13 protein-coding genes and 1 tRNA gene are annotated in these 13,620 nt (G+C 66.7%); 8 read left to right on the top strand and 6 right to left on the bottom strand.

What is annotated here, in order from left to right:
• Nucleotides 1-173 precede the first annotated feature (173 nt).
• Nucleotides 174-250 (bottom strand) — tRNA-Arg (locus ABE424_RS15840).
• A 158-nt stretch (nt 251-408) separates the two neighbouring features.
• Here ABE424_RS15840 and ubiA point away from each other — a divergent pair.
• The 3 genes from ubiA (at nt 409) to ABE424_RS15825 (ending at nt 3,260) form a co-directional block, all read left to right on the top strand.
• A complete protein-coding gene (gene ubiA, locus ABE424_RS15835) occupies nt 409-1,302 on the top strand; it encodes a 4-hydroxybenzoate octaprenyltransferase (protein ID WP_346490600.1) in 894 nt (297 codons plus the stop codon).
• A 122-nt stretch (nt 1,303-1,424) separates the two neighbouring features.
• Nucleotides 1,425-2,849: a TIGR00366 family protein gene (locus tag ABE424_RS15830; protein ID WP_346490601.1), complete on the top strand. Its 1,425-nt coding sequence runs from the start codon at nt 1,425-1,427 to the stop codon at nt 2,847-2,849.
• Between the two features lie 267 nt (nt 2,850-3,116).
• Entirely contained in the window at nt 3,117-3,260 is a 144-nt protein-coding gene (locus ABE424_RS15825) for a hypothetical protein (protein ID WP_179459806.1), read from the top strand.
• Nucleotides 3,261-3,324: 64 nt separating this feature from the next.
• Here the strand turns inward: ABE424_RS15825 and ABE424_RS15820 are convergent, their stop codons facing one another.
• Nucleotides 3,325-3,996, bottom strand: coding sequence for a VOC family protein (locus ABE424_RS15820; RefSeq protein ID WP_346490602.1), 672 nt, complete (start codon nt 3,994-3,996; stop codon nt 3,325-3,327).
• A 195-nt stretch (nt 3,997-4,191) separates the two neighbouring features.
• On the opposite strand from ABE424_RS15820, the gene ABE424_RS15815 reads away from it, so the two are divergent.
• Entirely contained in the window at nt 4,192-5,142 is a 951-nt protein-coding gene (locus ABE424_RS15815; RefSeq protein ID WP_346490603.1) for a glutathione S-transferase family protein, read from the top strand.
• 31 nt (nt 5,143-5,173) lie between these two features.
• Here the strand turns inward: ABE424_RS15815 and ABE424_RS15810 are convergent, their stop codons facing one another.
• Nucleotides 5,174-6,676, bottom strand: coding sequence for a YifB family Mg chelatase-like AAA ATPase (locus ABE424_RS15810; RefSeq protein WP_346490604.1), 1,503 nt, complete (start codon nt 6,674-6,676; stop codon nt 5,174-5,176).
• A gap of 160 nt (nt 6,677-6,836) precedes the next feature.
• On the opposite strand from ABE424_RS15810, the gene yidA reads away from it, so the two are divergent.
• Nucleotides 6,837-7,676, top strand: a complete 840-nt coding sequence (gene yidA, locus ABE424_RS15805) for a sugar-phosphatase (protein WP_346488651.1) — start codon at nt 6,837-6,839, stop codon at nt 7,674-7,676.
• A 23-nt stretch (nt 7,677-7,699) separates the two neighbouring features.
• On the opposite strand, the gene ABE424_RS15800 is transcribed toward yidA, so the two are convergent.
• On the bottom strand, nt 7,700-7,963 hold the full coding sequence (locus ABE424_RS15800) for an accessory factor UbiK family protein (protein ID WP_176987923.1): 264 nt from the start codon (nt 7,961-7,963) through the stop codon (nt 7,700-7,702).
• A 126-nt stretch (nt 7,964-8,089) separates the two neighbouring features.
• On the opposite strand from ABE424_RS15800, the gene ABE424_RS15795 reads away from it, so the two are divergent.
• The gene (locus ABE424_RS15795) at nt 8,090-8,428 is read left to right on the top strand and encodes a P-II family nitrogen regulator (RefSeq protein ID WP_123729924.1); all 339 of its coding nucleotides are present in this window, start codon (nt 8,090-8,092) and stop codon (nt 8,426-8,428) included.
• 31 nt (nt 8,429-8,459) lie between these two features.
• On the opposite strand, the gene ABE424_RS15790 is transcribed toward ABE424_RS15795, so the two are convergent.
• Nucleotides 8,460-9,113, bottom strand: a complete 654-nt coding sequence (locus ABE424_RS15790) for an RIO1 family regulatory kinase/ATPase (RefSeq protein ID WP_319207275.1) — start codon at nt 9,111-9,113, stop codon at nt 8,460-8,462.
• A 354-nt stretch (nt 9,114-9,467) separates the two neighbouring features.
• Between ABE424_RS15790 and ABE424_RS15785 the strand changes: the two genes are divergently transcribed.
• Nucleotides 9,468-10,373 carry an aspartyl/asparaginyl beta-hydroxylase domain-containing protein gene (locus tag ABE424_RS15785; protein ID WP_176987925.1) on the top strand — a complete coding sequence of 302 codons (906 nt, stop codon included), beginning with the start codon at nt 9,468-9,470 and terminating at the stop codon, nt 10,371-10,373.
• Nucleotides 10,374-10,654: 281 nt separating this feature from the next.
• Here the strand turns inward: ABE424_RS15785 and speE are convergent, their stop codons facing one another.
• Nucleotides 10,655-11,509, bottom strand: coding sequence for a polyamine aminopropyltransferase (gene speE, locus ABE424_RS15780; protein ID WP_346490605.1), 855 nt, complete (start codon nt 11,507-11,509; stop codon nt 10,655-10,657).
• Nucleotides 11,510-11,701: 192 nt separating this feature from the next.
• Here speE and speA point away from each other — a divergent pair, with 192 nt between their 5' ends.
• Entirely contained in the window at nt 11,702-13,591 is a 1,890-nt protein-coding gene (gene speA, locus ABE424_RS15775; protein ID WP_176987927.1) for an arginine decarboxylase, read from the top strand.
• The last annotated feature ends 29 nt before the right edge of the window (nt 13,592-13,620 follow it).

Raw genomic sequence — 13,620 nt, 5'->3', positions numbered from 1 at the left:
GGCGCCGTGCAGGTGCCGTCACTCCAGGCCGGTGGGAAGACCAGCCCTTCGAGTGGCGTCACCTGTTCGGCACCCGATCCGGTGCGTTCGCGCGCGGCAGCCGGCACGGCACGCCGTCCGAGCGCACAAAGGCGCGCCGCAGCGGAAATACCTGCAAGGAAAGATGGCGAGGATGGTGCGCCCGGAGGGATTCGAACCCCCGACCAATGGCTTCGGAAGCCACTACTCTATCCGGCTGAGCTACGAGCGCGTTGTGTCCTGCGTCCCGCCGAGCCGCCTGATGGGGCCACGGACCGCCAAAGCGGCGCGGGAGGAGCATTCTATCCGTAAACGCCGCGCAGGTCTGCCCCCCGCACCGATGCGCCGGGCGACGGCGCGCCCGGCCAGCCCAGGCGGTATCCTTTACCGATGGCTTACGAACGTTTTGAGGCGCCCGAGGCGGCGCCCCCGTCGCGCTGGCGGCACTACTGGAAGTTGATGCGCGCCGACCGTCCGATCGGCACCCTGCTGCTGCTCTGGCCCACCTGGTGGGCGCTGTGGCTGGCCTCCGGCGGGCTGCCGCCGCTGTGGACGCTGTTCGTGTTCACCGCGGGCGTGTGGCTGACCCGCTCGGCCGGCTGCGTGATCAACGATTACGCCGACCGCTGGCTGGACCCGCACGTCAAGCGCACCAAGGACCGCCCGCTGGCCAGTGGCGCCGTCTCCGGCCGCGAGGCGCTGGCCCTGTTCGCCGGGCTGATGATCGTCGCCTTTGGCCTGGTGTTGACCCTGAACTGGCTCACCATCGGCATGAGCTTCATCGGCGTGTTCCTGGCCGCCAGCTACCCCTACCTCAAGCGCTACACCCACCTGCCGCAGGTCTACCTGGGCATGGCCTTCGGCTGGGGCATCCCGATGGCGTTCGCCGCGGTGCAGGGCGAGGTGCCGGTGATCGGCTGGCTGCTGTACGGCGCCAACATCCTGTGGTCGACCGCGTATGACACCTGGTACGCCATGGTCGACCGCGATGACGACCTGAAGATGGGCTCGCATTCCACCGCGATCCTGTTCGGGGATCTGGACCTGGTGATCCAGGGCATTCTCTATGCGCTGTTCCTGGGCACGATGGCGCTGGTCGGCCTGCGCGCCGGGCTGGGGTTCTACTACGGCATCGGCGTCGGCGTTGCCGCAGGGTTGATCGCCTACGAGTTCTGGATCGCCCGCAAGCGCGAGCGCGACCCGTGCTTCAAGGCCTTCCTGCACAACAACTGGGTCGGTGCGGCGCTGTTCGCCGGCATCGCGGTGGCGTTGGCGCTGCGCTGAGGGGGCCACCCGACCAACGGTCGGGTGCTACCGGTAACGCGCACTACGACCATTAGGCGACTGACAGCGCCGGTCCCAACGCCCAGAATCCCTCCCATTGAATGATCGGGGAGGGCGGGACGATGAACACGTCGACGGTGGTGCGGGACGGCTGGATGGCGCGCGCGGCACTGCGCTCGGCGGCCTGGGCGGAGAAGTGGTTCCCCGACGCCTACGTGTTCGCGGTGCTGGGCGTGGTCATCGTCGCCGCCGCCGCGATGGGCTTCGGCGCGACCCCGCAGGCCACCGCCACCGCCTTCGGCGAGGGCTTCTGGAGCCTGATCCCCTTCACCATGCAGATGGCCTTCGTGGTCATCGGTGGCTATGCGGTCGCCACCGCGCCGATCGTCGCGCGCTTCATCAATCTGCTGGCCCGCGTCCCCAAGACCGGCCGTGGCGCGGTGGTCTATGTCGGCCTGATCAGCATGCTCGCGTCGCTGCTCAGCTGGGGCTTCTCGCTGGTGTTCGGTGGGCTGCTGGTGCGCGCGCTGGCCCGCCGTGAATCACTCAACATGGACTACCGCGCCGCCGGCGCCTCGGCGTATCTCGGCCTTGGCGCGGTCTGGGCGATGGGCCTGAGCTCCTCGGCCGCCCAGCTGCAGGCCAACCCGGCGAGCATGCCGCCCGGCCTGATCGAAATCACCGGCGTGCTGCCCTTCACCGAAACCATCTTCCTGTGGCAGTCGATCGCGCTGACGTCCGCGCTGATCCTGGTCTCGCTGCTGATCGCCTGGCTGACCGCGCCCGGTGCCGCCACCGCGCGCACCGCCAAGGACTTCGAAGGCGCCGCCCGCGCCGAGGCCGAGCCGCTGCAGCCGCGCACCCGCCCTGGCGAGTGGCTGGAGTACAGCCCGCTGCTGACCGTGCTGCTCTCGCTGCTCGCGTTCGGCTGGCTGTTCGGCGAGTTCGCGAGCAAGCCGGTGGTCACCGCCATCGCCAACCTCAACACCTACAACTTCCTGTTCATCTCGCTCGGCCTGCTGCTGCACTGGCGCCCGCGCAGCTTCCTCAACGCCGTGGCCAAGGCGGTACCGAGCACCACCGGCGTGCTGATCCAGTTCCCGCTGTATGGCGGCATCGCGATGATCCTCACCCACGCCACCGGCAGTGGCGATGAGACCCTCGCCCATCGCCTTTCCACGCTGTTCGTGCATATCGCTACCACCGACACCTTCGCGCTGGTGATGGGCGTCTACTCGGCCGTCCTCGGTTTCTTCGTGCCCTCCGGCGGCGGCAAGTGGATCATCGAAGCGCCGTACGTGATGCAGGCGGCCAACGAACTGCAGGCCCACCTGGGCTGGGCGGTGCAGGTCTACAACGCCGCCGAGGCGCTGCCGAACCTGATCAACCCGTTCTGGATGCTGCCGTTGCTGGGCGTGCTCGGGCTGAAGGCGCGCGACATCGTCGGCTTCACCTTCATCCAGTTGCTGGTGCACATCCCGCTTGTGCTCGGCCTGCTGTGGCTGCTCGGCATGACGCTGACCTACGTGCCGCCGGTGATGCCGTGATCGTCATCTGCGCGTCATCCGCACCGGGCGGTGCCGGGATGGCCTGTTCAGTCGCACGCCAAGCCTGTTTGCGCGTAGCGGCATAAGGGAATTAGAACCGTTCATATGCAGGCCAACGCCTACTGCGACATGGGCTCCCGCACGGCAGGAAATGTCGGAACGGACGCGTTGACGTTTCCGTATGCAAACCCGCACACGTCGTTAACCTGCCGCTGCAGAGGATGGCCCCGACCGCGACATTCCGTTTGCGGCAACCGGAGAATCGAGATGGCTCAGCAGAACCAGCAGAACCCGAATCAGCGCGGTGAGCAGCAGGAACGCGGTCGCGACCAGCAGCAGCAACAGCAGCAGGAACAGCAGCAGCGCAACCAGAACCAGCAGCAGGGCGGCCAGCAGGACGAGGAAGAGTGAGTCCAGCCGGCTGTTGTGTGAACTGAAGCCCCGCTCCGGCGGGGCTTCGTTCGTCCGGGCCTGCTCAAGCCGAGCGCAGGTGCCAGCCCAGTGCTGCGTCTTCGACAACCGCGCCCGGCACCACGTCACGCAGCACGACGCGGATGCCGCGCGCATTCGGCAGCACTTTCTGCTCGGGGAACCAGCGGCGCGTGGCATGGACCACGATCAACAGGCCTTCATCATCGCCGAGCGGTGCGAAGTGCGGCGTCGGCTGTGACAACGGCGCCAGCCCGAAGGCATTTTGTGCGTTTGCCTGCACCTCGCCCACGTCTTCAGCGGGCAGGCCAACCTCGCTGATGCAGGTCATCTCGCTGCCATGGAATTCGCCCTGGCGCTCGCCGGCAGACAAGCGCCGGCGTGCGATCAACTCCAGGATCAGGCCGTCCGGCCCGGTGAAATAGATCGACTCCGAATCCCAGCGGCCATCGAAGGTGAAGTGGTCATGGCCCTTCAGATCGCGCTGCAGGGTGGCGCGTGCTTTCAGCCAGTCGGTGGCCGCTTCGAATCGATTGGCCGGGACGTTGAACGCCAGGTGCACACCGCCGACCGGATTCGATCCTGCGGGGTGCAGCTGCAGGGTGCTCCAGCCGATACGCACGGCCGAGCCGTCGACCGGCAGCTGAAGTTCATCGCGGAAGTAAGCCACGGTAGCGGCGACATCGGAGACGGGAAGATCGATCTGATGGATACGCATGATGGTGGATGTCTCACGTAGATACATCGACATTCTGCCGCAGATGCGTGTGCTTCAGCGATGAACGCCATGAAACATGCACCGGCTGCGAAGACCCATCACCGGGCATTGCCGATGCGTTTGCTACAACACGCTGTAGAAGCCGGGACGCACCACCGGCGCATCACACACCACTATCAGAGGAGTACTCCCGCGATGGGCATGCTGGTCGATGGAACATGGCAGGAAGGCACCGCGGGTGCCGCCGATGAGGACGGCCATTTCAAGCGCGAGGAATCCACCTTCCGCGATTGGTTGAGCGCCGACGGCAGGGCTGGCCCGAATGGCGAGCATGGTGTCACAGCGGCGCCTGGGCGGTTCCGCCTGTATGTGAGTCTCGCCTGTCCGTGGGCCCATCGCACCCTGATCGTGCGCGCGCTGAAAGGCCTGGAAGATATGATGCCCGTGTCGGTGGTCAACTGGCACATGGGTGATCAGGGCTGGACGTTTGAGCCCGGCCCGCAGGTGACGCCGGAGCCCGAACGCGGTGCGCGCTATCTACATGAACTGTACGCGGCCGCCAAGCCGGGAATGACCGGCAAGGTGACCGTGCCAGTGCTGTGGGATCGCGAGCGCGGCAGGATCGTCAGCAATGAATCGGCGGACATCATTCGCATGTTCAACACCGCGTATGACGGGCTGGGTGCCAAAGCCGGTGATTTCTATCCGGTGGCGCTGCGTGCCGGGATCGATGCGATCAACGAACGGGTTTATGCGACCGTTAACAACGGTGTGTACCAGGCGGGCTTTGCGTCAACGCAGAAGGCCTATGAAGAGGCTGTTGGTCCGTTGTTCGATTCACTCACGTGGTTGGATCAGCGGCTCCAGCAACGCGAGTGGCTGGTGGGCGATGCCATGACCGAAGCTGATATCCGTCTGTTCACGACATTGATCCGCTTCGATTCGGTGTACTACGTGCACTTCAAGTGCAACGTGCGGCGCATTGCGGACTTCGCTGGCCTGCATGCGTTCGTGGCGCGGATGATGGCGATTCCCGAGGTGGCGGATACGGTGAACTTCGAGCACATCAAGCACCACTATTACGGGAGTCACCGGCATCTCAATCCGTCGGGGATCGTGCCGGTGGGGCCGGAGTGCGCATACTGAGCCAGCATTCCGGGCATCACGGCGTCTGGCCTCACCCGCTACCTCCCCGATCCAGCTGCCGATACCCGATCGCCTCCGCCACATGCGCGGTCGCAATGTCCTGCGCATGCCCCAGATCCGCCACCGTCCGTGCCACCCGCAGAATGCGATGCATCGAGCGCGCTGACAGCTGCAACTGCTCCACGGCATCCTCCAGGAGCTGCTGATCCTCCCGCGACAACCGGCAATGCTCGCTCAGCTCGAACGGCAGCAGCTGTGCATTGGCTTTCCCACTGCGCACCAGCTGCACCTCCCGCGCGGCCACCACACGGGCACGAACACTCGCACTGTCCTCGCCCAGCGGCGCGTCATCGCGCAGCTCGCGCGGGTCCAGCCGCGGCACTTCGACATGCAGGTCGATGCGGTCCATCAGCGGCCCGGAAACGCGCCCCCGGTAACGACGGATCACCTCCTCGGCGCAGAGACAGCGTCCACTGCGATCTCCCGCCCAGCCACACGGGCACGGATTCATGGCCGCAACGAGCTGGAACCGGGCGGGAAAGCGCTCGGTGCGGGCCGCGCGGCTGACCACCGCAACCCCGGATTCGATCGGCTCGCGCATGACTTCCAGTGCATGCCGACTCCACTCGGGCAGCTCATCCAGAAACAGCACCCCGTTGTGCGCCAGCGAAATCTCCCCAGGCCGGGGATGCGAGCCGCCGCCGATCAGCGCCACCGCGCTGGCGGTGTGGTGCGGCGCTCTATACGGCCGTTGCCGCCATCGCCCGGCATCAATGCCCTGGCCACTGCACGAGGCAATCGTCGCCGCTTCCAGGGCCTCCAGCTCGCTGGCGGCGGGCAGGATGCCGGGCAGGCGTGAGGCCAGCAGCGTCTTGCCGCAGCCGGGGGTGCCGAGCAGTAACAGGTGATGCCCGCCGGCGGCCGCGACCTCCAGCGCCCGGCGCGCCTGCAGCTGGCCGCGCACGTCGCGCAGGTCGGGAATGCTGACCGGCAGTGGGTCAGCCGCCACGGCAGGCGGCAGCGTACCGCTCTCAAGGGCGCTGCAGACTTCCAGCAGGGTGCGGGCCACGCGTACGTCGGCGTGCTGGGCCAGCGCGGCTTCCTCGCTGTTGGCGGCGGCCACGATCAGGCTGCGGCCGTCCCGGGCGGCGGCGATCGCAGCAGGCAGGACGCCGTCGACCCCGCGCAGTTCACCGGTGAGGGCCAGCTCGCCCAGGAACTCGAACCTGTCCAGCGACTGCGCATCGATCTGGCCGCTGGCGGCGAGGATGCCGAGCGCGATGGCCAGATCGAAGCGGCCGCCTTCCTTGGGCAGATCAGCCGGCGCCAGGTTGATGGTGATCCGCCGCTGCGGAAACTCGAAGCGTGCGCAGATCAGCGCGGCACGCACACGGTCGCGGGACTCCCGCACGGCCGCGGCCGGCAGCCCGACGATCTGGGTATGTGGCAACCCGCCCGACAGGAATACTTCGATCCGTACAGCGGGGGCTTTCACGCCGGCACGGGCACGGCTGTGCACCAGCGCGAGGCTCATGCGGTTGTTTCCGGAGTCTGCGGCATGCCAGGAACAATGGCAGGGCACGGAGACCGCAATCCATCAGCGCTTGCCGCGCCGTGGGGTAGGCAAACGGTGCCGCAGTGTCCAGGCACTCCCGCTAGACTGGATGCCCCCACGCACCACGCCGTCGAACACCATGGATATGCACCACCGCTCCGGCCCGATCGAACTGGTCGCCATCGACATGGACGGGACCCTGCTCGATCCCGCACACACGCTCACGCCCCGGGTCATGCAGGCCATCGCCCGCGCCCGCGCGCAGGGCGTCCAGGTGGTGCTGGCCAGTGGCCGCCCGGTGTCGGGGATGGCGCCGTTCCTGCAGCAGTTGGGTATCGAGGGTGAGCAGGACTACTGCATCGCCTGCAATGGCGCGGTGGTGCAGAACATCGGCAGCGGCCAGCGCGTCATCGAGTTTCCGCTGAGTTTCGAGGACTTCGTGTTCTGCGAGCGGATTTCGCGCGAGCTGGGCATCCATTTCCAGGCGCTCGATGGCCGCCGCATGTACACGCCCAACCAGGACATCAGTATCTACACGGTGGCCGATTCGCACCTGTCGAACGTGCCGCTGTCGTATCGTCGGGTCGAAGACATGGACCCGGCCATGCAGTTCATCAAACTGATGATGATCGACGAGCCGGAGGTGCTGGATGCCGCCATCCAGCGCCTGCCCTCGGAACTGACCGACCGCTTCGCGGTGCTCAAGAGCGCGCCGTTCTTCCTGGAGGTCTTCGATCACCGCGCGGGGAAGGGGCCGAGCCTGGAGAAGCTGGCCGCGCACCTCGGCGTGGACCGTGCCAACGTGATGGCGGTGGGCGATCAGGAGAACGACCTGACCATGCTGCAGTTCGCCGGCACCAGCGTCGCCATGGGCAACGCGATTGCGGCGGTGAAGCAGACCGCGCGCTTCGAGACCGCGACCAACGCCGAGGACGGCGTGGCGTTGGCGATCGAGCGGTTCGTGCTGCAGGACGCGTAAGAAAAGCGCAGTCCGAGCCCGACTTACTCCCGAGGCGCAGCCGACCCGTCACGCGCTTCCAGCGCGGCCACCGTCTTCTCCAGCGCCTCCAGCTTCTCGCGGGTGCGCAGCAGCACCGCACGCTGCACGTCGAATTCCTCGCGGGTCACCAGGTCCAGCTTGCCCAGCCCGGCCTGCAGCGCGGTCTTGAAGGTGGCCTGCAGTTCTTCGCGCGACTGGCGCAGGCCCGGGGGGACCATGTCGCTCAGGCGGCGGGCGAGGTCATCCAGGTGGTTGAGGTCGATCATGCTGCGGCTCCGCGGGGTATGCGCCAAGGATAAGCCGCCACGCTGCCGGCGGCACGGACCGCGCGCATCGCGTTCACCGGCGGACAGGCGTTATCCTCGCAGCCTGAGAGACAGGAGTGCAGACGGATGAAGATGGTCATGGCGGTGGTCAAGCCGTTCAAGCTCGACGACGTGCGCGAAGCGCTGGCCGAGCGCGGCGTCACCGGGATCACGGTCACCGAGGTCAAGGGCTTCGGGCGGCAGAAGGGCCATACCGAGCTCTACCGCGGGGCGGAGTACGTGGTCGACTTCCTGCCCAAGGTGAAGATCGAGGTGGCGGTCGTCGACAACCAGGTCGAGGAGGTGGTGGAAGCCATCGTCAAAGCCGCCGGCACCGGCAAGATCGGCGACGGCAAGGTCTTCGTGTACGACCTGGGCACCGTGGTGCGCATCCGTACCGGTGAGCTGGACGCCGACGCGCTGTAACGCGCGCCGGCTTTCCGGAGGGCACCCGCGATCAGGCGTGGCCCTTGAACCAGCGGTAGAAACGCTTCCAGGCCACGCGCACGCCGGCCACCCAGCGCGGATCGGCCACCTGGGCCGCCTCGGCGGGACTGGGCCGCTCGCCGGTCAGGCGCTGGCGCATCTTCAGCAGGTTCTTCATGTCGCTGCGGCGCAGCTGGCGCGAGACCGGGTGCACCGGCAGCCAGCGCGGGCTGCGCCAGGCCGAAGTGAAATCGACCAGCACTGGCACGCCCCCGCTGACCATCACGTTGGTGCCGTGCAGATCGTTGTGGGTGATGCCGGCGGCATGCAGGCGCGTCAGGGCGTACTGCAGCTGCTCGAAGACCTCGATGCCGACCGACTGGGCCGCGCTCAGGGTCTGGCCGGGAATGAACTCCATGCCCAGCGCGAGCCCACCGATGGTGCCGAGCAGGGCAGGGGCGTGCTTCCAGCCGCTCAGACGCTGCAGGATGCGCGCCTCGCGGCGGACCAGCAGGCGCGCGATCGGCGACAGCGGGGTGCCGCGGTAACGGGTGTAATCCTTGACCACGGCCGGCTGGCCATTGAGGCAGGTCCGGTAGACGTCGGGTTCCAGGAGGCGTTCGCCGCGCTTGAGCAGCTCGGCGGGGGCGGTGTCATCGACACACGGGGCAACGATTGTATTCATAGGGGTCTGTGCGACCCGGCGGTCGGCGCAATGCGTCAGGCGTACCGGTGCTGCTTAACGTGGGGAACTAAAGATTTCGTTAATTTTAGTACTCGGCAGTACACGAATCCAGATGATGTCGGAGAAATGTCGTAGCCCGGCGTGGAACAGTTCGTCACGCTGAAGCGGACAATCTTGTATCGTTTGGAAAGTTGCTTGACCGCGACGCAGGCGCTGCCGACCATATGCTGTTGCTCGCGACATCGGCGGCCGCCCCTCCCCGGCACGTCCCCGCCTCCTGCCGCCCTATCGATGCCGGTCACTGCCGTGCATCGCCCCCACCATTTCGGGTCCGGCCATGCCGGAGGAAGACTGATGATCAAGATCGTGCTGGCAGGGCTGTTCATCGCCTGCGTGCTGTACATCCATTACCGCGGCAAGGTGCGCGCGCGCTGGTCGCGCCAGCTGCTGGACCACTCCAGCTTCATGGCCCCGATCAACGTGATCATGTACGCGTTCTCGAAGGTACCGACCACGCCCTTCCTGGATCCGGGCAAGGAATTCCCGCAGCTGGAGCCGCTGCGCCAGAACTGGCAGATGATCCGCGACGAAGCGCTGGCCCTGCGCGATGCCGACAAGATCGCCGCCTCCAGCACCTTCAACGATGCCGGCTTCAACTCGTTCTTCCGCCGCGGCTGGAAGCGCTTCTACCTGAAGTGGTATGGCCCGTCACACCCGTCGGCCAAGGCGCTGTGCCCGAAGACCACCGCGCTGCTGGAATCGCTGCCGGACGTGCGCGCGGCGATGTTCGCCCAGCTGCCCTCGGGCAGCGAACTGCGCCCGCACCGCGATCCCTTCGCCGGCTCGCTGCGCCTGCACCTGGGCCTGGCCACCCCGAACGATGACGCCTGCTACATCGAAGTGGACGGCATCCGGAAGAGCTGGCGCGACGGCGAGTGGATGATGTTCGACGAGACCTACATCCACCACGCGCACAACGAGACGCCGGATGACCGCGTGATCCTGTTCTGCGATATCGCCCGCCCGCTGCGCTTCGGCCTGCCGGGCCTGTTCAACCGCGCCGTGGCCTCCACGCTGCTGGCCGGTGGTGCTTCGCCGAACCTGCCGGGCGACCCGACCGGTGGCGTCAACAAGGCCTTCGGCAGCGTCTACAAGGTGCGCCTGAAGGCCAAGGCGCTGCGCGAGCGCAGCGTGGTGGCCTACCAGGTGATCAAGTGGGGCCTGGTGGTGGCGGTGATCGCCGGCATCTGGGCGATCTGAGCCGGGGTGCGTGAGGTTGCCGGCCAGCGGCCGGCACTACCGGGCATGAAAAACCCGCGCTGTTGCCAGCGCGGGTTTTTTGTTGCCTGCATCGATGTGGTCCGCACCGACCAACGGTCGGTGCCTACCGCCATGGCCGGGTTTTCCGGTCAACGCCGAAGCCGACGTCGACCGGCAGGTGCCGACCGTTGATTGGCAGCCGCACGCACCGGCAGGTGCCGACCGTCAATTGGCAGCCGCACGCACCGGTAGGTGCCGACCGTTGGTCGGCACGCCTTCGATCAGCCCTTCAGGGCTGAAGCCACGAACGGCGGCGTCACCAGCACGCCGGTGTGCAGCGCGGCGGTGTAGTACAGCGTCTCGAACGACTTGGCGGCCGAATCGGCCTGGCGGAAATCGAAGCTGCTCTCGCCCTTGCGGGCCAGGGTCACGCTCCACCAGCCGGTCGGGTAGCACGGCTGCGGGAACGGCAGGGTCTTGAACGAACCGAAACCGGCCTTGCCCATCTCGGCGCGCATTTCGTTGATCAGGTCCAGCTGCATCAGCGGCGACTCGGACTGCTGCACCAGGATGCCGTCGTCCTTCAGGGCCTTGAAGCAGCTCTCATAGAACGCCTTGTTGAACAGGCCTTCGCCCGGGCCGACCGGATCGGTCGAGTCCACGATCACCACGTCCACGCTGCCGGCCGGGCAGTTGGCCATGTAGGCCACGCCGTCGTCGAACATCAGCTCGGCGCGCGGGTCGTCGTTGGAATCGCACAGTTCCGGGAAATGCTTGCGGGCCATCACGGTGACCTGCTCGTCGATGTCGCACTGGGTCACGCTCTCCACGCCTTGGTGCTTGAGCACTTCGCGCAGGGTGCCGCAGTCGCCACCGCCGATGATCACCACGCGCTTGGGCGCGGCGTGGGTGAACAGCACCGGGTGGCTGATCATCTCGTGGTAGAAGAAGTTGTCCTTGCTGGTCAACATGATGGCGCCATCGATGGTCATCAGGTTGCCCCAATCGGTGGTCGCGAAGATCTCGATCTTCTGGAACGGCGACTGCACTTCATCCAGCTTGCCGGTCAGGCGGTAGCCGATGGCCGAGCCGGTGCGCTCGAAGTGTTCGATGTACCAGTTGTTGTTGTCAGTCATGGAATAGCAGTCCTGTTCGGAAGGGTGTTGGAGCCGGGCTGGCGGCGGTGCCGCGTGGCGCAAGCCACGTCCGGACGGGTTGGCCCGTTCAGGTTTCAAGCCTGAGCACGGGCGCGGGCGCGCATGATAACGGAGCTGTCGCCACATAGGCGTTATCATGCACCCCCTTTTTTACCAACCAGGCCCACTGAAATGACCGATTGGTCCCTCGACCAAGCCCGCAAGACCTACTCGATTCCGCATTGGGCGGATGGTTACTTCGACGTGGATCAGGCAGGACACATGGTGGTGAGACCGACTGGCCAGGACGGCCCGGTGGTATCGCTGCCGAAGATCGTGGACGCCGCCCGCGAGGCCGGCGCCAAGCTGCCGCTGCTGGTGCGCTTCCCGGACATCCTGGGCCAGCGCCTGGGCAAGCTGCAGGCCGCCTTCGCGCAGGCGCAGGCCGACTGGGACTACCCGGGCGGCTACACCGCCGTGTACCCGATCAAGGTCAACCAGCACCGCGGCGTGGCCGGCACGCTCGCCAGTCACCACGGCGAGGGCTTCGGCCTGGAAGCGGGCAGCAAGCCCGAGCTGATGGCCGTGCTGGCGCTGTCGCGCCCGGGCGGGCTGATCGTCTGCAACGGCTACAAGGACCGCGAGTACATCCGCCTGGCCCTGATCGGCCGCAAGCTGGGCCTGCAGACCTTCATCGTGATCGAGAAGCCGTCCGAGCTGAAGCTGGTGCTGGAGGAATCCAAGGCGCTGGACGTCAAGCCGGGCCTGGGCGTGCGCATGCGCTTGGCCTCGCTGGGCGCGGGTAAGTGGCAGAACAGCGGTGGCGACAAGGCCAAGTTCGGTCTCTCGCCGCGCCAGCTGCTGGACCTGTGGAAGTCGCTGCGCGATACCGAGTACGCGGACTGCCTGAGCCTGCTGCATTTCCACATGGGCTCGCAGATTTCCAACGTGCGCGACATCGCCAACGGCATGCGCGAAGCCACCCGCTACTTCGTGGAGCTCTCGCGCCTGGGCGCGAAGATCACCCACGTGGACGTCGGCGGTGGCCTGGGCGTGGATTACGAAGGCACCCGCTCGCGCAGCTTCTGCTCGATCAACTACGGCCTGAACTCTTACGCCAGCAACATCGTGCAGCCGCTGGCCAATGCCTGCGAAGAGCATGGCCTGACCCCGCCGCGGATCGTCACCGAGTGCGGCCGCGCGATGACCGCGCACCACGCGGTGCTGATCGCCAACGTCTCCGAAGTGGAAGAGGCGCAGGAAGGCCGCGTGCCGGACCAGCACGACGACGAGCCGGCGGCGATCCGCCACCTGCGCGAGATCCACGCCGAGCTCGATGAGCGCCCGGCGGTGGAGCTGTTCCAGGAAGCGCAGCACTTCCATGCCGAAGGCCTGTCCAGCTATGCGCTGGGCCAGATCGACCTGCCGCAGCGCGCCCGCATCGACGACCTGTTCTACGCCATCGCCCATGCCGTGCGTGCTCGCCTGAGCTATGACGAGAAGAGCCATCGCCCGGCGCTGGACGAGTTGAACGAGCGCCTGGTCGACAAGTACTTCGTCAACTTCAGCGTGTTCGAATCGATCCCGGATGCCTGGGCGATCGACCAGGTGTTCCCGATCGTGCCGATCGAGCGCTTGAACGAGCAGCCGCAGCGCCGCGGCATCATCGCCGACATGACCTGCGATTCGGACGGCATGGTGAAAACCTACGTCGAGAACGAGAGCCTGGACACGTCGCTGCCGCTGCATGCGCTGAAGTCCGGCGAGAGCTACCGCATCGCGTTCTTCATGGTCGGTGCGTACCAGGAAATCCTGGGCGACATCCACAACCTGTTCGGCGATACCGACGCAGTGGAAGTGCTGGCCGACGCCGATGGCTACGCGATCACCCAGCAGCGCCGCGGTGACACCACCGATGTGATGCTGGACTACGTGGGCTACAGCCTGGCCGACCTGCGCGCGAGCTACGCCGCGCGCGTGGCGGCGGCGGACCTCTCGCCGGCGCGGGCGCAGGAACTGTCCGAGGCCCTGGAAGCCGGCCTGACCGGCTACACCTACCTGTCCGACGAGCCGCTGGCCTGAGCCGGTGGCGACGGGTGATGGCCTTCGGG

The sequence above is a fragment of the Stenotrophomonas sp. TWI1149 genome (genome assembly GCF_039673155.1).
GTDB classification, from domain to species: Bacteria; Pseudomonadota; Gammaproteobacteria; order Xanthomonadales; family Xanthomonadaceae; genus Stenotrophomonas; species Stenotrophomonas maltophilia_AA.
The sequence above is the reverse complement of the archived record's forward strand: the minus strand, read 5'-3'. Positions and strand labels throughout refer to the sequence as shown.